The sequence below is a fragment of the Aquitalea pelogenes genome (assembly GCF_041914625.1).
Classification (GTDB): domain Bacteria; phylum Pseudomonadota; class Gammaproteobacteria; order Burkholderiales; family Chromobacteriaceae; genus Aquitalea; species Aquitalea pelogenes.
The window spans coordinates 36763-63051 of sequence record NZ_JAYSDA010000001.1 but is presented as its reverse complement, the minus strand read 5'-3'; the positions used below and the strand labels follow the sequence as shown (position 1 = coordinate 63051).

At 59.1% G+C, this 26289-nt stretch carries 18 protein-coding genes; 14 read left to right on the top strand and 4 right to left on the bottom strand.

Annotation, left to right across the window (positions count from 1 at the left end; translation table 11 throughout):
* Positions 1–22 precede the first annotated feature (22 nt).
* The 6 genes from ACE3SE_RS00250 to ACE3SE_RS00225 all read left to right on the top strand — a co-directional run bounded on the left by ACE3SE_RS00250 (position 23) and on the right by ACE3SE_RS00225 (position 11649).
* Positions 23–6319, top strand: coding sequence for a hemagglutinin repeat-containing protein (locus tag ACE3SE_RS00250; RefSeq protein ID WP_374553166.1), 6297 nt, complete (start codon positions 23–25; stop codon positions 6317–6319).
* Positions 6320–6354: 35 nt separating this feature from the next.
* On the top strand, positions 6355–8103 hold the full coding sequence (locus ACE3SE_RS00245; RefSeq protein WP_374553165.1) for a hypothetical protein: 1749 nt from the start codon (positions 6355–6357) through the stop codon (positions 8101–8103).
* A complete protein-coding gene (locus tag ACE3SE_RS00240) occupies positions 8100–8723 on the top strand; it encodes a hypothetical protein (protein ID WP_374553163.1) in 624 nt (207 codons plus the stop codon). The genes ACE3SE_RS00245 and ACE3SE_RS00240 overlap by 4 nt, the downstream gene beginning before the upstream one ends.
* A gap of 86 nt (positions 8724–8809) precedes the next feature.
* Positions 8810–9988: a bifunctional phosphopantothenoylcysteine decarboxylase/phosphopantothenate--cysteine ligase CoaBC gene (coaBC, locus tag ACE3SE_RS00235; protein ID WP_374553161.1), complete on the top strand. Its 1179-nt coding sequence runs from the start codon at positions 8810–8812 to the stop codon at positions 9986–9988.
* Between the two features lie 78 nt (positions 9989–10066).
* On the top strand, positions 10067–10519 hold the full coding sequence (gene dut, locus ACE3SE_RS00230; protein ID WP_062791246.1) for a dUTP diphosphatase: 453 nt from the start codon (positions 10067–10069) through the stop codon (positions 10517–10519).
* Between the two features lie 146 nt (positions 10520–10665).
* The gene (locus ACE3SE_RS00225; RefSeq protein ID WP_374553159.1) at positions 10666–11649 is read left to right on the top strand and encodes a GGDEF domain-containing protein; all 984 of its coding nucleotides are present in this window, start codon (positions 10666–10668) and stop codon (positions 11647–11649) included.
* A gap of 13 nt (positions 11650–11662) precedes the next feature.
* Here the strand turns inward: ACE3SE_RS00225 and ACE3SE_RS00220 are convergent, their stop codons facing one another.
* On the bottom strand, positions 11663–12964 hold the full coding sequence (locus ACE3SE_RS00220; RefSeq protein ID WP_374553157.1) for a ferredoxin reductase family protein: 1302 nt from the start codon (positions 12962–12964) through the stop codon (positions 11663–11665).
* A gap of 254 nt (positions 12965–13218) precedes the next feature.
* Here ACE3SE_RS00220 and ACE3SE_RS00215 point away from each other — a divergent pair, with 254 nt between their 5' ends.
* Positions 13219–13953, top strand: a complete 735-nt coding sequence (locus ACE3SE_RS00215; protein ID WP_045845263.1) for a peptidylprolyl isomerase — start codon at positions 13219–13221, stop codon at positions 13951–13953.
* 143 nt (positions 13954–14096) lie between these two features.
* Positions 14097–14339: a GlsB/YeaQ/YmgE family stress response membrane protein gene (locus ACE3SE_RS00210; protein ID WP_045845264.1), complete on the top strand. Its 243-nt coding sequence runs from the start codon at positions 14097–14099 to the stop codon at positions 14337–14339.
* 42 nt (positions 14340–14381) lie between these two features.
* On the opposite strand, the gene ACE3SE_RS00205 is transcribed toward ACE3SE_RS00210, so the two are convergent.
* Positions 14382–15086 carry a glutathione S-transferase N-terminal domain-containing protein gene (locus tag ACE3SE_RS00205; protein ID WP_374553156.1) on the bottom strand — a complete coding sequence of 235 codons (705 nt, stop codon included), beginning with the start codon at positions 15084–15086 and terminating at the stop codon, positions 14382–14384.
* A 129-nt stretch (positions 15087–15215) separates the two neighbouring features.
* Complete coding sequence (locus ACE3SE_RS00200; protein ID WP_045845266.1) at positions 15216–16076, bottom strand: LysR family transcriptional regulator; 861 nt, start codon at positions 16074–16076, stop codon at positions 15216–15218.
* Between the two features lie 98 nt (positions 16077–16174).
* Between ACE3SE_RS00200 and ACE3SE_RS00195 the strand changes: the two genes are divergently transcribed.
* Positions 16175–16630 (top strand): multidrug/biocide efflux PACE transporter, encoded by a 456-nt coding sequence (locus ACE3SE_RS00195; RefSeq protein ID WP_374553154.1) that lies wholly within the window; start codon positions 16175–16177, stop codon positions 16628–16630.
* 16 nt (positions 16631–16646) lie between these two features.
* Complete coding sequence (locus ACE3SE_RS00190) at positions 16647–16982, top strand: DMT family transporter (RefSeq protein ID WP_045845268.1); 336 nt, start codon at positions 16647–16649, stop codon at positions 16980–16982.
* 52 nt (positions 16983–17034) lie between these two features.
* On the opposite strand, the gene ACE3SE_RS00185 is transcribed toward ACE3SE_RS00190, so the two are convergent.
* Positions 17035–18306: a diguanylate cyclase gene (locus ACE3SE_RS00185; protein ID WP_374553152.1), complete on the bottom strand. Its 1272-nt coding sequence runs from the start codon at positions 18304–18306 to the stop codon at positions 17035–17037.
* 175 nt (positions 18307–18481) lie between these two features.
* On the opposite strand from ACE3SE_RS00185, the gene ACE3SE_RS00180 reads away from it, so the two are divergent.
* From ACE3SE_RS00180 to ACE3SE_RS00165, 4 genes are all read left to right on the top strand, one after another.
* Positions 18482–21298 (top strand): valine--tRNA ligase, encoded by a 2817-nt coding sequence (locus ACE3SE_RS00180; RefSeq protein WP_062791262.1) that lies wholly within the window; start codon positions 18482–18484, stop codon positions 21296–21298.
* A 72-nt stretch (positions 21299–21370) separates the two neighbouring features.
* Positions 21371–22222, top strand: a complete 852-nt coding sequence (locus ACE3SE_RS00175; RefSeq protein ID WP_374553150.1) for a hypothetical protein — start codon at positions 21371–21373, stop codon at positions 22220–22222.
* Between the two features lie 491 nt (positions 22223–22713).
* Positions 22714–24369, top strand: coding sequence for a hypothetical protein (locus ACE3SE_RS00170; RefSeq protein WP_374553148.1), 1656 nt, complete (start codon positions 22714–22716; stop codon positions 24367–24369).
* A gap of 1213 nt (positions 24370–25582) precedes the next feature.
* Positions 25583–26260: a hypothetical protein gene (locus ACE3SE_RS00165; protein ID WP_374553146.1), complete on the top strand. Its 678-nt coding sequence runs from the start codon at positions 25583–25585 to the stop codon at positions 26258–26260.
* The last annotated feature ends 29 nt before the right edge of the window (positions 26261–26289 follow it).

Genomic DNA, 26289 nt, shown 5'->3' with positions numbered 1-26289 from the left:
CACCCTGCAATCCGCCCAGGCCATGAGCCTGTCCGCCGCCAGTACCGACAACAGCGGCAAGTTGCTGGCCTCAGACGATCTGGGGCTGACGCTGAGCAATGGTGACCTGAGCAATGAAAGCAATAGCTACATTCAGGCAGGCGGCACGCTGAGCGCCAGCGGTATTGCCACGCTCAGCAATGCCAGCGGTGCCTTCATGGGTGGAAACAAGCTGACTCTGTCTGCCAGCCAGGCCACCAACAGTGGCACCATCCAGGCAGGCAGCGCCACCGGCAGCAGCCTGACGGTCAGCAATACGCTGACCAATAACAGTGGTGCCGTCATCAATATGGCATCGCAAGCTGTTGGTAACGGCACGCTTTCTGCCGGAACCATCAGCAACAGCGGCAAATTGCAATCGGCCGGTGACCTTGGCATTCAAACCGGCAGCGGCGGCCTGAGCAACAACAGCGCGGTCATTGCCGGCGGCACGCTGAGCCTGACTGGCCGCAGCGGTGCCAGCTATGACATCACGGTGAATAATGGCGGTGTTCTGCAAGGCAATGCGCTGAACGTGACTGCGCATGGCCTGACCCTGAATGGCAATGCGGCCGCGCTGTCCCAGGCGGGCATGACGCTGAACCTCAACAGCCTGGGCTTTGGCAGTAGCAGCGCCCATGTGATTGCCGCACGGGGTGGCAGCGGCACGGGCAGCATCACACTGGCCAGCGCCCTGAACGCCAACTCCGGCCTGTATTCCGGCAATGACCTGAGCATTACGGCACCGGGAATCACCACCACCACCACCGGCGGCATTGCCGCGTTGCATAACCTCAGCCTGAACAGCAGCGGCGATGTCAGCAACAGCGGCGCGCTGTTTGCCGGCAATGATTTGCAGATCAGCGCCAGCGGCCACACCATTACCAACGTCGGCAGCGAAAGCAGTGGTGCGGTAGGCACCATGGATGCGGGTCGCAATATCACGCTGACTGCCAGCACCATCAACAACAACAGCAATATCAACGCATCCGGTGACATCACACTGAGCGCAGCCACCATCAACAATGTGGTGCCTGGCGGCGACAAGCGTGCATGGGGTGGTTATACCAATGACTCCGGCACGGTAGAAACCGGACACGATGACTGCTCGGATTGCGATGGCGTCAACCGGACCGAAACCTGGTATTACCAGCGCACCTGGACCCAGGCCCAGTATTACAACGCAGTCTACCCCGTCATCAACGGCCAGGCCACGCCGCCCAAACCGCAGATCCTGGCAGGCGGCACCCTGACCCTGAACAACTTTGATACGGTGTACAACCTGGGTGGCGTATTGTCCGGTAACACCGTTACCTTGCATGGCAATGGCGGAGCAACCGTCACCAATGACGACTACTCGCTGATCCAGCGCAATTACAAGCAAACCTGGGAGCACTACATCGACTATGTAGCCCAAGGGCCGCTTACCTACACCGACGACTCGGACCACAATGATTCCGGCCCGGTCATCCAGAGCACCAGCACGGTGTACAGCCCGGGTGCAGGCATCTTCGCCAATACCATCAATGGCGGCGGTTTCAGCCTGAGTAACAAGGGTTCGCCGTGGAGCGCCTCTCCTGATAGCACCAGCTATCAGAGCAGTGGGGCCAGCCAGTCCGGCTCTGCCAGTGGCACCAGCGGCTCAAGCAGCGCTTCGGCCAGCACCTCGTCCGGAACCAGCACGTCCGGAGTCGGCAGTGCCAGCACCTCCAGCGGCACGCAGGCCGCCAACAGCCTGAACTTTGGCGGCATTCATATCACTCTGCCTACCAACCCCAATGGCTATTTTGTTCCGGCTACGCAGCCGGGTGCGCATTACCTGATTGAAACCAACCCGCTGATGGGTAACCTCAATGCAGGCTTTGACGGCTCCAACTACATGCTGCAACAGCTGGGCTTCAATCCGGACACCGCAGAAAAGCGGCTGGGTGATTCCAACTACGAGGCATATCTGATTCAGCAGCAGCTGGTGGCACAAACCGGAAACAACCTGCTGAAGGGCTACAGCAGCCAGAGCGCCACCTTGCAGGGTCTGGTGCAGAACGGCGTGAGCGAGGCCAAGACACTGGGCCTGACCGTGGGCCAGGCACCCACGGCACAACAGCTGGCCAGCCTGAATCAGGACATCGTCTGGATGGTGTCGATGCAGGTGGATGGCCAGAACGTACTGGTACCGCAGGTCTACCTGGCACCGTCCACGGTGGCCAGCATCGACAAGGGTGCGGTAATAGCCGCCAGCAATACCAACCTGAACGTGAACAGCCTTAGCAATACCGGCGGCACCATCAGCGGTGGCACCTCGCTCAACATCACCGCCAAAGGCGATATCACCAACACTTCGGGCAGCATCAGCGGTGGCAACGTCAACCTGAATGCCGGTGGCAACATCACCAACCAGACGCTGACCCAGGGTAGCGGTGGCAGTCAGCTCTACGCCACCAGCATTGGCAAGCAGGCTGGCATTACCTCTACCGGCGACATGAGCCTGAGCGCCGGCAAGGACATCACCAATCTGGGGGCCAATGTGGCGGCAGGTGGCAATGCCAGCCTGAACGCGGGTGGCAATGTCACCTTTGACACGCTGCAAAACACCAACACCAACACCACCCATACCTCGTCCAGCGGCTTCCTCAGTTCCAGCCGCAGCACCACGACCACGACGACCGTAGAGCAGATCAAGTCCGGCCTGAGTACGGGTGGCAATCTCAGCGTGACGGCTGGCAAGGATATTACGCTGGCCGGTACCGATGCCAAGGTGGGCGGGGATGCCAGCCTGAACGCTACCGGTGATGTCAACATCGTGGCTCGTGCCAACTCCACCACCACGCACACCGAAAGCTCGGGCTCCGGCATTGGTGTGGGTGGCGGCCTGTACGGCACCACCGCGACCGTGACCGACACGCAATCCAACCGCAACGTAGGCAGCAGCCTCACGGTGGGTGGCAATGCCACGGTCAATGCCGGGGGGGATCTGACACTGCAAGGCTCCAGCATGAAGGTGGCAGGTGATGGCAACATCAATGCCACCAATGTCAATGTGCTGGCCGGTCTGGACTCTGACACCAGCCACAGCACCACCAAGACCACCACCTTCCTGAGCACCAGCTCGGGCGGCTCGTCCGGGGCATCGTCCGATTCGTCCTCCTCGTCGTCCTCCGGCAATGGCCAGGCGGCAGCCAACGCCGGTGCCAATGCCGGGGCACAGGCACAAGGTTCGGCCGGCCTGGTACTGTCGTCCACCACCACCACCACCACCGACACGCTCAACACCCGTCACGTGGCCTCCACGCTGGACGTGGGCGGCAATCTGAACATCAACGCCAGCAAGGATGTCACTCTCAAGGGCTCCAACGTCAGCAGCGGCGGCGATGCCACCATCAACGCCCAGAACGTCAACGTGCTGGCGGTGGCAGATGTGTCCACCAGCAATACCCATAGCACCACCACCTCGGTGGGCTTGATGGCATCCAGCGACAACCAGGCCAATGCCAGTGCACAAGCCGGTGCATCGGCCAATTCCGGTGGCGCTGGTGCATCTGGCACTGCGGGCAAAGGAAAACTGGGTGGCTCGGTCGGCGCGGATGCCAGCCAGCTGAATGCCCAGGCCTCGGCCTCGGCCCAGGCCAGCGCGTCGTCCAATAACGACCTCACGCTGATGAGCACCACCACCAGCAATACCAACACGCTGGACATCACCCATCAGGGTTCGAGCATCAATAGTGGCGGCAACCTCACCATCAATGCCGGTAACAAGCTCACCACCCAGGGTTCCTCGCTGGGTGCTGGCAATGACCTGAACCTGAACGCCAAGGACATGTCCTTCCAGGCGGTGAATGATGTGCATCAGGTGACAACCAGCAGCAATACCACCTCGGTAGGGCTGTTTGCCAACGCCAATGCCAATGCCAGCGCCAATGCAGACGCCAATGCCAACGGTGGCAATATGTCGGGCAGCGCCAGTGGTTCCGCCCAGGCTTCTGCTGACGCTGGCGTAGGCGTTAAGGTGAGCAATACCCAGCAAAGCTCGGTGGATGGTTCCACCACGGCGGTGACCTCCTCACTGTCGGCCGGTGGCAATATCAACCGTACTGCCAGCAACAGCATTACCGACGTCGGTACGCAGATTTCCGCTGGTGGCGACCTGAACCAGTCCGCCAACACCATTACCAGCCTGGCGGCCAAGAACACCACCTACTCCAGCTCCAGCAGCACCAGCAATACCGCCACTGTCGGTCTGTTTGCCAGCGCACAGGCCGGAGCCTCGGCCGAAGGCAATGCCAATGGCGGGGTGGGAACCGGGGGCCTGACCGGCTCGACCAGCGGCGATGCTGACGCATCAGCCGGTGCCGGGGTCGGGGTAAGAGCCACCTATCAGTACCAGCAGGACACCAGCAGCTCCAACAGCAGCAATGCGGTGGTATCCAACATCACGGTGGGCGGCAAGGTCAACAGCAGCTCCAAGGGTAGCACCACGCTGGAAGGCACCAATATCAGCTCGGGTGGCGACGTGAACCTGTCCGCAGGTTCGCTGAACTACAAGGCCGCTGCCGATACCACCAGCAACACCAGCAGCAGCACCTCGGGCAGTGCGCAAGTGCAAGTGGCCATTGAAGGCACCGGTACAGGGGCCAACGGTAGTTACGATGGTGCCAAATCCAGCGACAGCTCCAGCACGGCCGTGGTGGGCAATGTCAATGCCGGTGGCAAGCTGAACATCACCACCACCGGGGATACCCGACTGGAGGGCACGGCACTGAATTCCACTGACAGCACCAATATCCGTGCCGGTGGCAATGTCACGGTGGATGCCGCCAAAAACACCAGCAGCTCCAGCAGCAGCGATGCCAATGCCTCGCTGTCCATCACGGCGGACAAGGGTAGCAAGGGCTTCTCGGCCGAGGGCGGTTACAGCCAGTCCAAAGACAGCAGCTCGACTGCGGTGGTTGGCAGCATCAATGCCGGCAGCGGGCTGAACATCAGCTCCGGCAAGGACACCACCCTGGTGGGCACCACGGTCAGCAGTGGCGGTGACGCCAGCATCAGCGCGGGCGGCAACCTCAACCTGCAAGCGGCCCACAGCACGACAAGCAGCCAGTCCTTTGGCGTGGATGCTTCGGTAGGAGCCAGCAAGGAAACCTCATCCGAAGGCGGCAAGACCACCAGCAGCAAGAGCGGTGAGTTCGGCCTCAGCGGCAATTACCAGCAATCCAGCAGTGACACGGCACAAGCTGGCAGCATCAGCTCGGGCGGCAATCTGAAACTCTCCTCCGGTGGCAATACCACACTGGAAGGCACGGGCGTTTCTGCTGCCGGTCAGGCCAGCATTGCTGCAGGTGGCAATGTGGATGTGAAAGCCGCGGTCAGCACCTCCAGCAGCGTGGGCGTGGACGCCTCCATCGGCGGCAGCGTCAAGAAGGAAAGCAGCAAGCCTGATACTGCTGGCAGCGAAAGTAAGCCGGCAGGCGGCAAGACCGACACCAACGCCAAAACCGCAACGGCCAGCAGCAGCGACCAGCCAGCGGAAAACAAGACCGAAACCGAAGCCAAGGCCTCTGACAATGGCATCAGCCTGAGCGGCGGCACCAGCAGCGATGCACAAGCGGCCAGCCTGCAAGGCGGCCGTGGCCTGAGCATCACCGCCGGTGGCAATGCCAGCTTTGCCGGTACCCAGATGCAAAGCGGCGGCGATGTCGGCATCCAGGCCGGTGGCAATGTCACGCTGGGTACCGCCAATAGCAGCGCAGTCAGCGGCAGTTTGGGCGGCGCAGCGGGTGGCGGCTCGGCCATGATCAACCAGGCGCAGATCAGCGGCGGCGAAAGCAAGCAGACCGTCAATATCCAGAACGCCGGTAACCTTAGCGTCAACGCTGGCGGCAAGGTCAGCCTGCAAGGCACCCAGGCCCAGAGCGATGGCACGGTTTCCGTGCAGGGCGCAGGTGGCGTGCAGCAGCAGACCGTGGTCTCCGGCAGCGCCAGTGCCGGGCTGACCAATGTTGGCGCTTCGGTACAGGTACAGGGCGTGCAGATGCAGGGCGCAGGCCGGACACTGGTGCAAACCGGTGCCAATGGCAGCTTTAGCGCCAGCGTCAGCGTACCTGCCAACCTGCCGCCCGGCAGCAAGGTGCAGGCCAGCACGGCAGATGGCAAACCGCTGCCAAGCTGGCTGAGCGTGGATCCAGCCAGTGGCAAGATCAGCGGCACCCCGCCTGCCGGGTTCAGCGGTTCGCTCCAGGTGAACATCAGCGTACCCCAGGCTGATGGCAGCACCAAGCAAGTGCCATTGACCTTCTCCGCGCCGTGATATCCAATCGGCGGCACGACTAAGGAGAAGACCCAATGATGATGGACGACCTGTTGCAGTGGCGTGCGCTGCTGCAACAGCCTGTCGCCTTCCACGCCTTCCTGTTGCAAGGCTTGCTACAGGGAGGCTGGAGTCGGCAGCCACATGAACTGACCGCAGCCGCAGCCCGTGAGGCGCGCCAGTTGCTGCGCCTCTGGCTGCACCAGGCCCCTATCGCCAACGAAACGGATGCACTGACGCTGATGCAAGCACGTGGTGCGCTGCGTCGCGTGCAAGAAGGACTGGACGATAGCCTGGAACAACTGCTGCTGGATGCACTGGGCAACGAGGGACAGCTGGATCCGCTCGCCCTGGGCGACGCGGACCGGCTCAAACTGGCCTTGCTGGGCGACGCCCGGCTGCTAACCCGTTTCTCCTTGCAAGACTGGAGCAGCAAGGACCCGATAGCCGCCATGCTGTTTGCCATCCAGTCGCTGGACGCTCATTTGCTGGATTCCCTCTCGCAACTGGCTCTGCAGCGGCTGGCTGAGTGCATTCCTGCCATGGGCCTGGCCGACTTGCCGCTGGCCTTGCTCAACCCCTTGATGCTGGCCTGTCACCGGCTCAGCTATATCGACTCCCCCCGTCGCTACGATGCCAAGCAGAAACTGGTGGATCAGGCAGCGGCCATCCTGTTCCGCCATGGCAAATTACCCGGCCCCGTCCCGCCACCGCCCGCCAGAAACCGCCCCCGGCTGCTGGTGATTGGCGAAGGCCTGCGTGAAGGCCATGCCTTGTTCCGCTTTTTCGCCGAACCACTGCGGGATATGCGGCAACATTTTGACGTAGTGCTGCTGTGCGACGCCTCGGTGTCGGACGCCACCCTGGCCGAACTGGGCGACAGCGCCATCCGCTTTGCCGTCGGGCCTGACCCCTTGACGCTATGGACCGAACAAATCACCGCGCTGGCACCGGATGTGATTTTCTACCCCGGCATCGGCATGTCCTTCCCTACCTTTACCCTGTCCCTGATGCGGCTGGCCCCCTTGCAAGTGGCCTCCATCGGCTGTCCGGCAGCCAGCTGCAGTGCACAAATCGACGCCACCTTGCTGTTTGATACCCTGACTGCACCGCCTGGCCTGCCGCAGCCCATCCGCTACAACAAACACCGCCTGCGCCCGGCACGGGCCGGCATGGCTATGCCGCAACGCCAGCGCCCGGCAGATGGCGCACCGATCCGCATTGCCGTCAATGCCATGGCCATCAAACTGAACGATGGCTTTCTGGCTGCGCTGGAGCGAGTGATGACTGCCAGCGCGCCGGATACCGAACTGCTGTTCATGCCCAATGCCGATGCGCTGGAAACCGCCACACTGGCGCGCCAGCTCAGCACACGCCTGCCTGCTTCACGGGTAATACCCTCGCAGGATCACACTGCCTATATGGCCGCACTGGCCGAATGCGACCTGGTATTGCAAAGCTTTCCCTTTGGCGGTGCCAATACCACCCGCGACGCGCTAGACCTGGGCATTCCGGTGGTGGCACTGGACAGCCCCTGGCTGTCCGGCCAGACCGACAGTTTGCTGCTGGCCGATCGCGGGCTTGGCCATCTTTGCTCCAGCCATGTGGATGACTATGTCGCACTGGCCATCAGCCTGGCCCGCCCCGACAGCCCCCAGCGCAAGGATATCCGCCAGCAGTTGGCAGCCATGGCACATGAGAGGCAGGTCTCGCGGCAGGGCGAACTGGACGCAGGCACAGCCCTGTTCCGCTACTGGCAAAACCGGCAAGGAGCCGCAAGATGACGGCACCCCGCATCGCACTTGTTGGTAATGGCGCCATGGCGCTGGAGTACTTTGAACTGTTTGCGCCCGCCACCTTTTGCGCAGTGTTCAGCGAAGCCGCTTTTGCCGACCACAACCGCCTGCCACTGCCACAATACACCGAGCCAGCCGTGCTGCGCGCAGTGGCAGATCACTACGTGCTGGCCATTGGCGATGTCACAGACCGACAACGGCTGAGCGTCGTCATGGAAGCCGCGGGCCTCGCCCCCTGTCCACCGCTGCTGCTGCCCGGTGCGGTGGTGTCACCTAGCAGCCGCGTGGAAGCCGGCAGTGTGATTGGCCATGGCGTACAAGTGGGTGCGCGCTGCCATATCGGCCCGCACAATTTCCTGATGCATCACGCCGTGGTCGGCCATGACACCACCACTGGCAGCCATGTGCTTCTTTGCCCAGGCAGCTATGTCGCAGGCTATGTGCGTATCGGAGAACGGGTGGTGATCCAGGCCCATGCCGCCGTAGCCCGTTCATTGTCGGTGGGTGACGACGCGCTGGTCAGCCAGGGGGCATCCTGCTTTCGTGACGTTCCGGCCGCGGCAATCGCCATCGGCAACCCGGCGCGCCTGCGCCGCAAGGATGGCTGAACGGCGTTCATTGTCAGGGCGATACTTCGAGCCAGAGCCGATTTCCGGTACACTTGCCGGCTATTGCCATTCCAGACGAGACAGCCATGACAGCCCGACGCATCCTGCTAGGTGTGAGCGGCGGCATTGCCGCCTACAAAGCAGCCGAACTCACCCGCCTGCTGGTCAAGGCCGGTCATACGGTGGAAGTGGTGATGACCGAGTCCGCCACCCGCTTTGTCACCCCGGTCACTTTTCAGGCCCTGTCCGGCCATGCGGTTTATACCGACCTGTGGGATCCGCGACCGGACAATGCGATGGCGCATATCGAACTGTCGCGCCGGGCAGATGCCTTCCTGATTGCCCCGGCCAGCACCAACCTGCTGTTCAAGCTGGCCCACGGCGTGAGCGATGACCTGATTTCCACCCTGGCTGCCGCCCGCACCTGTCCGCTGATCGTCGCTCCGGCAATGAACCGCCAGATGTGGCAAAACCCGCCCACCCAGCGCAATGTCGCCCAGCTGAAGGCAGACGGGGTGTCGGTTTGGGGACCGGACAGCGGTGAACAAGCCTGCGGCGAAGTGGGCGAAGGACGCATGCTGGAACCGGAAGCACTTGCCGAAATGCTGGAAGGCTTTTTTGTAGCCAAAACCCTGGCCGGCAAAAAAGTGGTGCTGACTGCCGGCCCCACGTATGAAGCCATCGACACCGTGCGTGGCATCACCAATATTAGCTCCGGTAAAATGGGCTATGCACTGGCACGCGCCTGCCGCGACGCCGGTGCCGACGTAACGCTGATTTCCGGCCCCACCGGCATGCCCGCACCACAGGGCCTGACCCGCATCAATGTGGATAGCGCACGGCAAATGCACGATAGCGTGATGCAGACTGTCGGCGCTGCGGACATTTTCATCAGTGTGGCTGCGGTGGCTGACTACCGGGTGAAAAACCGCTCGGAACACAAGATCAAGAAAGGCGCGGGCCTGCCGGTGATCGAACTGGAAGAAAACCCGGACATCCTGGCCACGGTAGCCAGCCTGCCCGCCGCACCGTTCTGTGTCGGCTTTGCCGCCGAAAGCCAGAACCTGCTGGAATTTGCCGAGACCAAACGCAAGAAAAAGCGGCTGCCGCTGCTGGTGGCCAATCTGGCGCAACACGCCATGGGTGCGGACAGCAACCAGGTTGTGCTGCTGGACGATGCCGGAGCCCATGCGCTGCCGGACATGCCCAAGCCCGCCGTGGCCCGGGCCATTGTCGAGCATCTGACCCGTCTGCTGCCCCGTTAAGTCGCAACCACAATCCGACCTTGCCCCAAGGCAGGCCCGCGCGGCCTGCCTGCCCATTTGATTCGCAGGAATACCATCATGAAACCTGTTGTAGACGTCAAAGTGCTGGACCCGCGCCTGCACGACAACCTGCCCGATTACGCCACGCCCGGCTCTGCCGGCCTGGACCTCAGGGCTGCCATTGACAAGGACTTGCTGATTGCACCGGGTGAAACCCAACTGGTGCCCACCGGCATGGCCATTCACATTGCCGACCCCAAACTGGCCGCCATGATCCTGCCGCGCTCCGGCCTGGGCCACAAGCATGGCATCGTGCTGGGCAATCTGGTCGGCCTGATCGACTCCGACTACCAGGGCCAGCTCTTCGTTTCGGTATGGAACCGGGGCCACACCGCCTTCCACCTGACACCGCTGGAACGCATTGCCCAGATGATCATCGTGCCGGTGGTTCAGGTGCAGTTCAATCTGGTGGATGACTTCGACCAGTCCGAACGTGGCGAAGGCGGCTTTGGCAGTACCGGCCGCAGTTGATGGATCAAGGCCGGTCAGACTCTGACCGGCCTTCTTCATGGCATAAACCGCTTGGGATATCTATACTGGGACAGCATTTGTCATGAATGAACCCAAGCGCAGCAGACATTGCTTCACCGGACATGCGTAGCACTAGCACACTGAACATGCCATCCGCCCAACCCTTGCCGGACATCCTCGACAGCCTGGTGGCGCTGACCGCCCAGCGGGAACGCCGTACGCTGGAAATCAGCCTGCTCACCACCTTGCGCGAGCTGCTGAAGGACTGCACGGTCGCGTTGTACAACTGCCGCTGGATTGACGGCCATCCCTGGTGGCGCATCCAGCTGGACAGCCTGGACGAGCTACCCCAGCAAAACCAGCCATGGACCCTGCCCGGCAGCAAAATGCTGCGCATCCTGCTGCAACAGGATGAACGCCAGGACGTCTACTCCACCGATACCGGCCTGTGCCTGCCGCTGTATCAGGCCAATCAGGTGGTGGCGGTACTGATGATCACACCGCATGAAGGGGTGCAGGTGGATCACACCCTGCTGCTGGCGCTGGCACGCATCCATGAAAATTTTCTCAACCTGCTGCACGCCTCGGACAGTGACACCCTCACCGGGCTTTTCAACCGCCGCAAGTTTGACAACCAGCTGTTTGCCCGGGTTGCCCAGCAGCAGGCCGGCACGCCACGGCTGCCGTATCTGGCCTTGCTGGACATCGATCATTTCAAGCAAGTGAACGATACCTACGGCCACATCATTGGCGACGAAGTATTGCTGATGCTGGCGCAACGGATGCAGCAGTTCTTTGGCGAAGATGACGGCCTGTTCCGCTATGGCGGCGAAGAATTCGCCATCCTGTTCAGCGCTGTCAGTGATGAAAAGGCACAGGCCGTTCTGGAAGGTTTTTGCACCCGCATTGCCACTCAGCCCTTTCCGCAAGTCGGCCAGGTCACAGTCAGCATCGGCTTTACCAGACTGGGCAGTTGCATGGTGCCAGCCCAGTTGATAGAACGTGCCGACAAGGCGCTGTACCACTCCAAAAGCCATGGCCGCAACCAGGTAAACCAGTTTGAAGCCCTGCAACAACTGGGTATGGTGAGCGAAGCCGAAGTCGCCAGCGGCGACATCGACCTGTTCTGACACCAATACAACCTTAGAGCAGCGAAAATGCCTCGTGGTGAAAGCGCGGCGGTACGGCACGTGCGGCCAGTTGCTGCTGCAAGCTGCGCCCCAGGCCTTCCGGACCACAAAACCAGACATCACTGGCCGCGGGCAAGGCATCAGCCTGCAAGCGTTGTCCTTTGTCACTTTCCAGTACATGCAGACGGATACCCAGCTGGCGGCATGCCGTGCGTATTTCTTCCAGCGCCGCAGCTTCTGCCACATGGCGCACACAGTAATAGAAATCTACCGGCACCGTCAGCGGCCGCCAGGCGGCCTGCAACCAGGCCAGAAACGGCGTCACACCCACACCGCCAGCTACCCACACTTGCGGGCCGTCCAGCGGCCGTCCATCCACTGCATCGGTAAAGCCGCCATACGGCCCTTCCACCTCGACAGCCATCCCCACTTGCAAGCGACCGGCCAGGCTGGATGTGTAGTCGCCCAGTGCCTTGATGACAAAACGCAGCTCGCCATGACCTGGCCAGGCCGACGCAATGGTGAAGGGGTGAGCCCCTTCTTTTGCATCGAGTCGCAGCAAGGCAAACTGCCCGGCCTGATGCCCAGGCCAGCGCGGCAGCAGGCAGTTCACCTCCAGCATATTGCCCGGCAAGGGGCGCAGCGCGGTAATGCTGCCGCCGTAACGCTGCAGACTGCCGGTTTTACCCTGTAACGAAGCCAGGGCCGCAAATACACCAGCCAGCATGGCAATGGCCAGGCCCCAACCCAGCGGCGTCCACCAGAAAGCCTGCGGAGTAAGAATGACACTGTGAAACACCCCCATGAGGTAGACCGGGGCAAACAGGCGGTGCAATTTGCGCCAGAAGCCATACGGCACCATGCGCAGCAAGGCAATGATCACCAGGCCCAGAATCACCCAGGCTGCCCATTCCCCCACCTGTTTGGCCAGACCGGTCCAGGAAAACACATGCGGATGAAACGGCTTGTGGCGCGGAGCAAGCCAGCCCAGCTGCATCAACCAGCGCGGCGACAAATCCAGCAACCAGTGGCCTGCCAGCATCAGGCCGGCAGCAATCCCCAGCCGTCGGTGCAGGCGGTACATCTTGTCCAGCCCGCCCCACAGCTTTTCCAGCCACAAGGGGCGGATGCCCAGCAGCATGCCCAGCGACATCAGCATGATCAGCTCCACGCCGCTCAGCAGCATCAGCTCATGCCGCCAGGCAAAATAATTGTCCGGCCAGGGAATATAAAGCGCGTGACACAGCACGAAGGCCAGTGCCGTCAGCAACATGGCCGACGCCAACGGATAGTCTGTCCAGCGGAATGATTTCACGATATCGCCCCGAAAATAAGATTCAGGACATTTAACTAAGCAGGCATGTCGCAGTGTTGTCACCCGCAGCCGGAAATGTTGCTGATTGATAATCGGGCCAGCTGTCTTAACAAATGTTCGCAAATCAGCGCAAAACCGGCCCCCTACCATGCAGCGCTATTGACATCCACCCCGGCGGCCCCATTTAATTCCCACTTTTAGCGCGCCGTATACTTTGCAGCGTCTCACTTACTCTCCCCGAACAGGAAAATCTCATGGCCATTACCGTAAACGGCGTCGAAATCACTGAAGCCATGGTGCAAGCAGAACAGGAAAACCACGCAGATGCGCCCAACCCGCGCGATGCCACCATCCAGGAACTGGTGCTGCGTGAACTGCTGCTGCAAAAAGCCAAGGCCGAAGGCCTGGACGCTGCCAACCCGAATGCCGCCATTGGCGCCCTGCTGGAAAAGGAAATCCAGGTAGAGCCGGTGGACGAAGCCACCTGCCGCGCCTTCTACGACGAATACCCGGAACGCTTTGCCAGCGGCGAATCCGCCGTGGCCAGCCACATCCTGTTCCCGCTGGGTGGCGGTGACGAACTGGGCAATATGCTGGCCAAATCCAAGGCTGAAGGCGTGCTGGCCGAAGTACAAGCCAACCCGTCCCGCTTTGCCGACCTGGCCCGTGAACACTCCACCTGCCCGTCCGGCCAGCAAGGCGGCAGCCTGGGCCAGTTCGGTCGTGGCCAGATGGTGCCGGAATTCGAACAAGCAGTATTCAGCACCGAAGCCGGCCAGATCACCCCGAACCTGGTACAAACCCAGTTTGGCTACCACATCATCCAGGTGAACGAGCGCAATCAGGGCGGCCAGATCAGCTTTGACGACATCAAGCAGCGTCTGCAGCAATACCTGACCCAGATGGCCGGCAACAAGGCCATGCACGAATACCTGGCTGGCCTGGTGCAAGCCGCCAAGATCGAAGGCTACAGCATGCCTGCCCTGTAAGGCAGCAGCCTCGCATTTAGCTGCATGCAGACAAAGCCGGGCTTGCCCGGCTTTGTTTTACCAGGCAATTAAACAAAAGCAGAAAACTGTTTCAAACAAAACGGAAAGCGTTAACAGCGCTCCGGTAACAGAAGGACACGGCCATGCACTTGTTCTGGTTCTTGATTGTCGGCGTTGTCGCCGGCTGGCTGGCAGGTTTGCTGATCAAGGGAGAAGGCTTCGGACTGCTGGGCGACATGCTGATCGGCATCATCGGCGCCTATATCGGCGGCTATCTGTTTGGTGTGCTGGGACTGAGCGTCCACGGCATGCTGGGCCACATCATCATGGCCACCGCCGGAGCCAGCGCACTGCTGCTGGTAGTACGCCTGCTCAAGCGGATATAAAGCCACAAGCGGGCCGGCTGGCTGCCAGCCCGCCATGCAGCATCAGGCGCGCGGCGGCTGGTTCAGGCCGGCCTGCACCGCCGGCCGGGCAACAAAGGCCTCCAGCACGCGCTGCACTTCGACAAAATCGGCATAGCCCACCAGCTCGCCCGCACCATAAAACTGCACCAGATTGCGTACCCAGGGCAGGATGGCCATGTCGGCAATGGTGTATTCATCGCCCATGATCCAGCGTCGCCCTTTCAGGCGGGCGTCCAGCACACCCAGCAAGCGGCGCGATTCCGCCACATAACGGTCACGCGGACGCTTGTCCTCGATATCCTTGCCGGCAAATTTGTGGAAGAAACCCAGCTGGCCAAACATCGGGCCAATCCCACCCATCTGGAACATCAGCCACTGAATGGTTTCATAACGCAGCGCCGCGTCAGCAGGCAGGAACTTGCCGGTCTTCTCCGCCAGATACAGCAGGATGGCACCGGACTCGAACAAGGCCAGCGGCTTGCCATCCGGCCCGTTGGGGTCGAGGATGGCCGGAATCTTGTTGTTCGGATTGAGTGACAGGAACGCCGGACTGAACTGGTCGTTGGTTTCAAAGCTGACCAGATGCGCCTCATACGGCAGGCCGCACTCCTCCAGCATGATGGACACCTTCACACCATTGGGCGTGGGCAGCGAATACAGTTGCAGACGGTCCGGATGTTGCGCCGGCCATTTGTCGGTAATGGCGAAAGAGGACAAATCAGTCATGAGTGCGCCTTGGTAAGGGTCAGCCGGGCTGACCGGAGGATTGCGGAAGTAAACCAGCGTTGTTGCATAGTATGGGCAAAGCCCGGTGCAACAAGAACAATCGGCAGAACGCAGTGTTTTGCTGGCTGATCAAACACCCATCAACTGCGCCAGCACCCAGGATGCCGCCCGGCCGGGCTGGCGCGCTTGCGACCACACCAGATCCACCTGCACCGCTTTGGGCCAGCCGGCCACTTTCAGCTCGGTCAGTTCATCCCCGCCAAAGTTGACGGCCAGCCAGCTGGGCAGCTCCGACCAGCCAAAACCCAGCCGCGTCATTTCCAGCAGCAGCAGGTAGCTGGGAGCGGACCAGCAACGCGCACTGAGCGTGGCGCTGGGTGGGCCGTAGTAGGTGTTGAGCCGCAGCTCGCGCTCGGCGGCCAGTTGCTCACGGCTGACGCTGGCGAGGCCGGCCAGCGGATGGTTGCTGCTGACATACAGGCTGCTCTGGCTGGCATCCGGCATGGGGTAGCAGCCGATATCAGCCGGATAGCGCGCCAGCCCTGAAACAAAACCCAGCTGGGCACGGCCGCTTTCCACCAGGTCTATCACGTCCTCTTTTTCCGCTACCAGCGTTTCCAGCTCCAGCGCCGGGAATTGCTGCTCGAACAGCCGCAGCATCTGCTCCAGTGATTCGGACTGAAAGGTATCGGACAGCACGATGGTGAGCCGCGGCTCCAGCCCGCCTGCCAACAGCCCGGCCACCCGGCTCAGCGCATCACCCGCCTCCAGCAACTGGCGGGCATGGCTGAGCAATTGCTGCCCGGCCGGGGTGAGCACCGGCTGTCTGCCACTGCGCTCGAACAGGCTGACGCCCAGGTCGATTTCCAGGTTGGCAATCGCCTCGCTGATGGTGGACTGACTCTTGCCCAGACGGCGCGCGGCAGCAGAAAACGAGCCCAGCTCGGCCGCGGCGCTGAAGGCGGCAATGGCATCTAGCGACCAGGACATATCGGTTTCTCCGATGGATTTTATTTTTTAACTATCCGACAAACCAATCAGAATGTCACCCGAACCCACCTGACACCACTACGGGAAAGGACCGCACCATGTCTGCCAGCAACAACAAGCACGTCGGCGAACGCATTCTGCATGCCGTGTTGTATGAAGTCTGCGCCATGGTGATGCTGGTGCCGCTGGCCGCCCTGCTGACCGGCAGCGGCATGGGCCAGATGGGCGTGCTGGCGCTGATGATGTCCTGCGTGGCCATGTTGTTCAACATGCTGTTCAACGCCCTGTTCGAGCGAGCGGAACGACGTTGGGGCCTGCAGCGGACGGTGTGGGTGCGCAGTGCCCATGCCGTGCTGTTTGAAGGCGGACTGGTGGTGATGCTGGTGCCGCTGGCCGCGTGGTGGCTGCAGGTTTCGCTATGGCAGGCCCTGCTGCTGGACCTGGGCTTTTTCGCCTTCTTCCTGCCTTACACCTATGTATTCAACCTGGCTTATGACCGGCTACGTCAGCGTGTCATGCAAGACAGGCAAACTGTGGCAACACAAAGCAAATAAACCAAGGGAGACCGACATGAACAACGCCTGGATTTTCCTGAGCATTGCCATTCTGGCTGAAGTGGTGGCCACCTCATCGATGAAACTGACCGAAGGCTTTACCCGGCTAGGGCCTTCGCTGCTGACGGCCGCCGGTTACATGCTGTCGCTGTACATGCTGTCGCTGACCTTGCGCCATGTGCCGGTGGGGGTGGTGTACGCCATCTGGTCCGGCGTGGGTATCGTGCTGGTCTCTGTGGTGGCCTGGCAGCTATACGGCCAGAAGCTGGACCTGCCCGCCATCATCGGCATGGCCATGATTATTGGCGGCGTGCTGGTGCTGAACCTGTTTTCCCGCTCTGCCGTTCATTAATAAACGCTGAGCACAAAGCTGCTGCGGCATTGCGCAGCAGCAGCCGGTCCGCTCAGGCTGGCGTAGCGGGCGACGCACCCTGCGGCATACCCACCATGCCACCACACACCTGATTACGCCCGCCATGCTTGGCCTGATACAGGAAGTTGTCCGCCTGTTTGAGCAGGCTGCCCAGATCGCCCTCCTCCATCGCAGCCATGCCGATACTGACGGTAAAGCGCAAATCCCCTTGCGGGGTGGTGATGGCCAGATTGCCCAGTGCGCGACGCAGCTTGTCCAGCTGCGCCAGCATCACTGCGGGGTCAACCTGCTGGGTGAGGATGACAAACTCCTCGCCGCCGAAGCGGGCAATGATGTCATCCGGAAAGAAGGACTCAAGCAAGCGCGCCGTCTGGCAGATCACCCGGTCGCCCATATCGTGTCCATAACTGTCGTTGATGCGCTTGAACAGGTCGATGTCCAGCACCGCCACGCCGATATTGTGGCGCAGCCCGCTGGCCTGCTCGAAAAAGTGTCGCCGGTTGGACAGGCCGGACAGGTGATCCTTGTTGGCGGACTGTTGCAGTGCCTGCAGGTTTTCCACGAACTCCACATTGCGCGTGACGCGACAGAAAAACTCTTCGTAATTGAAAGGCTTTTGCAGGTAGTCATCCGCCCCGGCCTTGATGAAACGGGCCGTCATGGTGGGGTCCTGGCTGCCGGAAATGCCGATGATGGCCAGCCGGGTATGGTCCAGGAAACGGCGCACCGTACTGGTCATGCGCACACCATCCATGCCCGGCATGTCGTGGTCGGTCAGAATCAGCCGGATATCGCTCTCGCGCCGCAACAGCGCCAGTGCCTGCTCGGCATCAGGGGCCTCGATCACCTGATACAGATGGCGCTCCAGCTGCATGCGCAAAAACTGGCGTACCGCCTGTGAATCGTCCACCACCAGCACCTTGATACCCGGGTTGACACGAATGCGCCGCAGCATCTTCATCACGTATTCAAAGGCGGACGGGCTTTCCTTGGGGATGTAATCCACCACCGGCATACACAGCACCCGCTCGCGCGTTTGCATGTCGTTGTGCGCGGTCAGCACCACGGTGGGAATGCGGTTTTCCAGCAGCAAGGGCAATACCTCGCCATTGGGGGCATCGGGCAGGCAGTAATCGGCCACCGCCGCCATGAAGCGCGGGTCCTCGGCCAGTGCCTGCCGCACCTCGGCCAGGCTGGTCACCGGCACGGCAGTGAAGCCCTGCTTGTTGACCAGGCGACACAGCGGGCGGATCAGCATCTGGCTGTCCTCGATCACTAGAATCCGGGGTGCAACGCTAGGCATGGCGAATTACTGTCCATCAAGAAAGTTGGCTTCATTATTGACGAAGCCGGACTTTATGTCAGTAACGGTTGGATTAAACCGACAAGCGGGCATCCACGAGCCGTGACTCGGAGAACACCGCAAAAAAGAGTATAATCGACCCATTTTTTCAGCATAAGACGCACCATTCACCACCATGGAACTTGCCAAGAGCTTTGAACCGGGCGATATCGAACGCCGTTGGTACCAACACTGGGAACAGGCCGGCTACTTCAAGCCGAGCATGGACACCACCAAGCCGTCCTTCGCCATCCAGCTGCCGCCGCCCAACGTCACCGGCACCCTGCACATGGGCCACGCCTTCAACCAGACCATCATGGATGGCCTGACGCGCTACTACCGCATGAAGGGTGACAACACGGTATGGATTCCCGGCACCGACCATGCCGGCATCGCCACCCAGATCGTGGTGGAACGCCAGCTGGCCGAACAAGGCATCAACCGCCACGACATGGGCCGCGAAGCGTTCACCGCCAAGGTGTGGGAATGGAAGGAAAAATCCGGCGGCACCATCACCAGCCAGATGCGCCGCGTAGGCTGCTCGGTGGACTGGAGCCGTGAATACTTCACCATGGACGACGTGCGCGCCGAGGTGGTGACCGAAGTCTTCGTGCGCCTGTACGAACAAGGCCTGATCTACCGTGGCAAGCGCCTGTCCAACTGGGATGCCAAGCTGGGCACCGCCATCTCCGACCTCGAAGTGATTTCCGAGGAAGAAGATGGCCACATGTGGCACATCAAATATCCGGTAGTCGGTAGCGACGAATTTGTCACCGTCGCCACCACCCGTCCGGAAACCCTGCTGGGCGACGTGGCCGTGGCCATCAACCCGGAAGACGAACGCTATCAGCACCTGCTGGGCAAACAGCTGCAACTGCCGCTGACCGGCCGCACCATTCCGGTGATTGCCGACAGCTATGTGGACAAGGAATTCGGCACCGGCTTCGTCAAGATCACCCCGGCGCACGACTTCAACGACTACGAAGTGGGCAAGCGCCACAACACCCCGCTCATCAATGTGATGAGCCTGCAAGCCACCATCCTGCCCAAGGCGCAGATCTTCGGCTTTGACGGCAGCGCCCAGGGCAGTATCGAACTGCCGGCCGCCTATGCAGGCCTGACCACCCAGGAAGCACGCAAGGCCATGCTGGCCGACCTGCAAGCCCAGGGCCTGCTGCTGGACACCAAACCGCACAAGCTGATGGTGCCGCGTGGCGACCGTACCGGCACCGTCATCGAACCCCTGCTGACCGACCAGTGGTTCGTGGCCATGAGCAAGGTGGGCGAAGGCGACGCTACCGGCCAGTCCATCGCCCAGAAGGCCATTGAAGCCGTGGAATCCGGCGAAGTGCGCTTCATCCCGGAAAACTGGGTCAACACCTACAACCAGTGGATGAAGAACATCCAGGACTGGTGTATCTCCCGTCAGCTGTGGTGGGGCCACCAGATTCCGGCCTGGTACGACGAAGACGGCAATATCGTGGTTGCCCGCAGTGAAGCCGAAGCCCAGGCCAAGGCCCCGGGCAAGACCCTGCGCCGCGAACAGGACGTGCTGGACACCTGGTTCTCCTCCGCGCTGGTGCCGTTCTCCACCCTGGGCTGGCCGGAAGAAACCCCGGAACTGAACGCCTTTGTCACCTCCAACGTGCTGGTGACCGGTTATGAAATCATCTTCTTCTGGGTTGCCCGGATGATCATGATGACCAAGCACTTCACCGGCAAGGTGCCGTTCCGCGACGTGTACATCCACGGCATGGTGCGCGACCACGAAGGCAAGAAGATGTCCAAGTCCGAGGGCAATGTGATTGACCCGGTGGACCTGATTGACGGCATCGCGCTGGAGCCGCTGGTGGAAAAACGCACCACCGGCCTGCGCCGCCCGGAAAAAGCCCCGGCCATTGCCAAGGCCACCGAAAAGCTGTTCCCGGAAGGCATTCCGGCCTATGGCACCGACGCCCTGCGTTTCACCATGGCCAGCTACGCCACCCTGGGCCGCAGCGTCAACTTCGACTTCAAGCGCGCCGAAGGCTACCGCAACTTCTGCAACAAGCTGTGGAACGCCACCCGCTTCGTGATGATGAACGTGGAAGGCAAGGACTGCGGTCAGGACGAAAGCCTGCCGCTGGAATTCAGCTTTGTTGACCAGTGGATCATCGGCCGTCTGCAACAGGCCGAAGCCGATGTCACCAATGCGCTGGAAACCTACCGCTTCGACCTGGCCGCCCAGGTGATTTACGAATTCATCTGGAACGAGTACTGCGACTGGTACGTAGAACTGGCCAAGGTACAGCTGCAAAACGGCAACGAAGCCCAGCAACGCGCCACCCGCCGCACCATCGTGCGCGTGCTGGAAGTGGCCCTGCGCCTGACCCACCCGCTGATGCCCTTCATCACCGAAGAGCTGTGGCAAACCGTCGCCCCGCTGGCCAATGCCAAGAAGACCGACTCCATCATGCTGGCGCAATGGCCGGTAGCCGTGCCGGAGAAAATCAATGCCGCGGCCAACGCGCGCATGGATGCCTTCAAGGACATGGTCAACGCGGTGCGCAACCTGCGTGGCGAAATGGGCATCGGCCCGGCTGTGAAAGCCCCGCTGTTCATTGAAACCAGCGATGCCTCGGTAGCGGATTTCATCCCTTACCTGAAGCTGCTGGCCCGTCTGACCGAAGGCAGCATTGTTGCCACCTTGCCGGCAGACGACGCCCCGGTGGCCATTTCCGGCAACGCCCGCCTGATGCTGAAGGTGGAAGTGGACAAGGCCGCCGAAACCGCCCGCCTCACCAAGGAACTGGGCAAGCTGGACGCCGAACTGGCCAAGCTGACCGCCAAGCTGGAAAAACCGGGCTATGTGGACAAGGCTCCGGCACATCTGGTGGAGCGTGACAAGGCGCAACTGGCCGAGCTGAACGACAAGATGGACAAAGTGAAAGGTCAGCTGGCCAAGCTGGCTTGACAAATAAAACCCTCTCAATTCGAGAGGGTTTTATTTTCCCATGCTAAATGACATCAACATAAAGAGAAAATTATGGCAGAGCATAATAAAAATGAAAACTCAACGAATGTTGCATCTACTGGTAACTGGTGGGAAGGTTACATAATCCGCTACACTCTAGGAAGTTTAGTAGGTGCTGTTATATGCTGGAAATTAATAAATGAAACCAGTGGTAATCATGTATTTCAAGGATTTCTTAGTGCAAAAGATGATATTGTAAAATACGTAGTTTTACTGCTAATGGGATTGTGCTATTGCTACGTTGCGAGTTCTCCAATGTTGGTGATACATATAGCTCGTTATAAAGAATTCAGAAATCTTCATCGAAATATTCCGTGGCGGTTTGTGATTGCCATAAGCGCAATATGGGTTACGCTTATTTTTCTACTTCTCTTTCTGTCTGGATTTTCATTTTCCACGATTAGTTACACTGCAAAACTCAATCTGATATGCGGCTTGTTGGTGCCACTCCTTGTAATGCTTATTCAAATAATTATAATACCCAAAGGCAATGGAGAAATTATTGATCTTTTCAAATTTTATGATGATCTTTCATTTTTAAGGCATTACACATTTACAGATATAATGACTTCTTACAGGCACATCCGTGAACACGGAAATGCATATGCCGTTCTGATGCTTGAGGTGTTAATGGGGTGGAGTTTGACTTTTTGTATAAAAGTAGAATTTTATTTGGCAATTGCAGTATTGATAGCCTGGATATCTCCGGGTTGTTATGCTTGGATTGTTGGAACCAATATTGAAAAAAGATATATCAAAGAGCATTTGATGGCCGCAAAAAGAAAGCATGGATATATAATGGCACAGCGCAAGTCGGTCAAAAATCAATATGTTCCATTTTCGAAAAAAATAATTAAGAAATAATTGGGAATTTAACTGTGATCGGACTGGAACTTCGCGGGTCTCGCCCCGCCGTCGAGGTACTTTACTTTTGCTTCGCCAAAAGAAAGTACCCAAAGAAAAGGCGACCCGCAGCGCGTCGAATTCCCGCCCCAGCCATGCCGCCCAGGGCGCGGCCGGAACTTGCGGCGCGCTAACGTCGCGCCGCTTCGAACAGCCGACCGCTTAAGACCCTGAGCGGCACGTCTGCGTCGGCTCGCGCTGACGGGATCAGGTTTCGTTGGTACGGTCTTGCGATAACGGATTACTGTCTGGATCGTCACCGATACAGGTCAAGATTTCCTCCATGCCATCGTGCTAGCATGGCTGATATTGGCCAGATGCAGCCATTGCCTAGACATGAGGTCATACACACAAGTGCGGCCAATGCGGACTGTTATGACCTTGTGCTAGCATAGCTTCTATTCGACCAATATAAGAAGGTTTGCAAAATATTCAAATATAAAGGGCCGACTGTGAACTCCCAATCATCCGAACTGAAAGTCCAGCAGGTAAACTGTTTCTATAACTACACAATTGGTCTGGATGTTACGGAGATTGATCTTCTTAAGACTGCCTCGAAGCTCCTTAAGTCTGGAATTGCTAGGACTATTTGCTTCTCTGATCTGAAAGCTATTTACCTTGATAGGGCAGGCAAGTTTCAAGTCGAGTGGCTTAAGCCTGAAGGTCGTAAGTGGGATAGCCATTGGACTGTTGGTTTTAGTGAGTCATTACCTAAACAAGCCACAGCGGATTTAGTCTTTTGCCTGGAATTGTCATTTCATGAACGGCAAATTGAAGGATCAGAGGCAAGGCACATACCAGCACACTTGCGCACAGCCCTACAGCCATTTGTTCTTGAGCGTGATGGCTTATTTTTACCTATTTACCCATGGCTCAAGATTTATTCCGATGGCGTAATGTCAATTTCATTCCAACTTGATACTACATGGGATGATCTTCCGGAAGCTGACTTCATCCAAAATATTGTCAACTTGTCACAATGCTACTTTGATCGCATCTGGATGCAAGCCGAAATACAGCGTATGGATGGTGAGCAGGCTTTACTTGATGCATTCGAGGCAGAAATATCAATAGGTGGTCAAAGTTTACTTAATCGAAAAACACGCAAAGCTGTTAGGGCAATGCGAAGAAGTGCCAAAGCAGAACTTGATAACTCATTAAAAAAAGAAGGGCGAAGCTTTGAGTTGCATGGAGAACGATGGTGTTTGCACCAAATCGCAGGTACCGAAGATCAAGACAAATGGGAGGCAACCATTGATCTTTGTCGATCGATGTACACAACAGCACTGACTTCACAAATAGTTGTGAAAGATAATAGAATAAACAAGACGAGAGCAAGAGTAAAATTATGGCAAGGGCGCCCCTCTATTTCGTTGGTGCGATTTGCCAATCAGCCTCAAGAAAAAAATGTACTACTCGAAAAATTCGGTCCCTCGCTGTCACGCATTCTGATGCGCACTCCTTTTCTAGATAATCCTCCCATTTTACCAACCGACTTACGGCTTTTTGAAGATTATTGCTTCCATGGCAATAGAGCAATACTACTTTGGACTTGGACAAGGCCGTCTAATTCACCTCAAGATGCGTGGAGGGATTCAAATACTCGGCCTCATTTATTGGAAAACCAGGCCCGCGCCGAACATTTTGAGTACCACAACATGCGCATTGCGAGAGCATCAGCAATAGCAAGCTCTCCTCCATCGGATGAACATCTTATCCATGCTTACGAAACACTCTCAGTTGCTGAATTAGTGATTCACCAATCAAGTCAAGCTGGAGAAATTACGGATGCTCTCGATTATCTTATAGAAACGGCAGGTACAACTAGGCTTATTGCATCAGGTAAAGAGCAGGCACGATGGCACTTGGATGAGCGTCGTTTGAGAATCGAAAAGCGGCAGTCCCGCTTGGATAGGTGGTTATCAACTGTGTTTGGATTCGTTGGCGCAGCTGGCCTAGCCGACTTGGTTGTTAAACCACTAATAAAGGCCACCTATTCAACTTGGGCAGATTGGGTTATTGGATTGATTGCATTTGGATCAGCTTCATTAGCAGTTGGAGTTCTTGCGATTTTCATGCTACTAATGAACCACATCCGAAATGAATAATGCCAATTTGATATAACCCTAAAATTCTAATTATTTCGTTAACCACATTAAACTGACACAACCGGCTTGGTAGCAATCATCAAAACATAATCATTGCTGCAACTTTTCCGATCGAATCATAGATATCTTTTAAAGCAAGAATGCGATTCAGTTATTATGAATTTGTATTCAATGACAAATTTCGCCATTAAATCAAGCTATATCCCCACATTACCGTGGCACCCCACCGGCCCCGTCAAGCATGCCGACGGGTGGCCGGGGCGAGGTATTAAGCGCCTGCCCTGTCTGAGCGATTTGACGTTAGCAAATCGCGAGTTCAGGCGCGCCTCGCCCCGGACGGGACCTGTCGGGCAGCCGCAGGCCATGCTTGTGGGGTGGCCTTTGGGGTTGGAAGGGGCCTTTGGCCAAGCAAAGGTCCCTTCCCCGCCGCCGCGCGGACGCGGCAAGACAAAACATCATCCGCGTCAGCGGATGCTTGTCCTTTGTGCATCAAGAAAACCATCGAAAAGCAAAGACAAAAACAAATCGCGGGTCTCGCCCCGCCGTCGAGGTACTTTACTTTTGCTTCGCCAAAAAGAAAGTACCCAAAGAAAAGGCGACCCGCAGCGCGTCGAATTCCCGCCCCAGCCATGCCGCCCAGGGCGCGGCCGGAACTTGCGGCGCGCTAACGTCGCGCCGCTTCGAACAGCCGACCGCTTAAGACCCTGAGCGGCACGTCTGCGTCGGCTCGCGCTGACGGGACTATGCCAGCTCCGACAGATGTTCTTGATCAGATAACCACCGCACCAACGCGCCCACCGGCCCCGTCAAGCATGCCGACGGGTGGCCGGGGCGAGGTTTTAAGCGCCTGCCCTGTCTGAGCGATTTGACGTTAGCAAATCGCGAGTTCAGGCGCGCCTCGCCCCGGACGGGACCTGTCGGGCAGCCGCAGGCCATGCTTGTGGGGTGGCCTTTGGGGTTGGAAGGGGCCTTTGGCCAAGCAAAGGTCCCTTCCCCGCCGCCGCGCGGACGCGGCAGCAAAATCATCATCCGCAAAGCGGATACAAAACCATTTCCTACACTACTTGCCAGCCATCCACACACCGTAAAACCTTGCGACTAGCCCGCTTGCTGTTTAGCCTTTGCGAGTTGCGCTTAAACAGCGCGACCAGGTTTGGCGACCTGATTATCCGGACAGGAAATCCTCTACCACCATATTGATGGAGACATCACCATGTCCGCTAACACCAAAACCACCCTGCCCCCACCACCCCTCACCCTCCACTACCTCGGCAAACCCATCCGCCTCACCCTCCACCACACCCCGCCCCTGCTCGCCATCGCCGACCTCGCCGCCGCCATCGGCCCACGCTGCACCGAACAACTCCGCCAGCAACTGCAAACACACGCACACCAGCCCGACGACCACACCCCACCCAGCTGGCCACTGCCCGCACTGCTGCAAGCCCTGCGCCGCAGCCGCAAACCCGCCGCCCGCCAACTACGCCGCTGGCTAAGCCGCGAACTGCTCCCCGCCCTGCACCAGCTGCCACCCCATGCCCCGCGCTGGGAACAGGCACTGGCCATGGCCGCCGAAGCCGGTCAGCAAATCAGCCATGCCGTACTGCAAACCGTGCTGCAACAGGAAGAAAACTGGCAGCACACCCACTGGCTGCTGACGCTGGATTACACCCCGGACCACCCACGCCGCCATAGCCATGGCCGGCTCAGCGCACTGGAATGCAGCGCCACGCCCTTGCAGGCGCTGGCAGATGAAATTGCACAGCCCAAGGGCCTGGGCATGCCGAACGGGGATTTGCTGAAACTGGTGGCGGCCTGCCATGCGCAGCTGGCGCAGCGCATGAACAAACAGGCATGGCGGGAGATGGCGCGCAGAGGAGAGACAAACTGAAACGCCGCAGCCCATCAGCGCGGTGATGG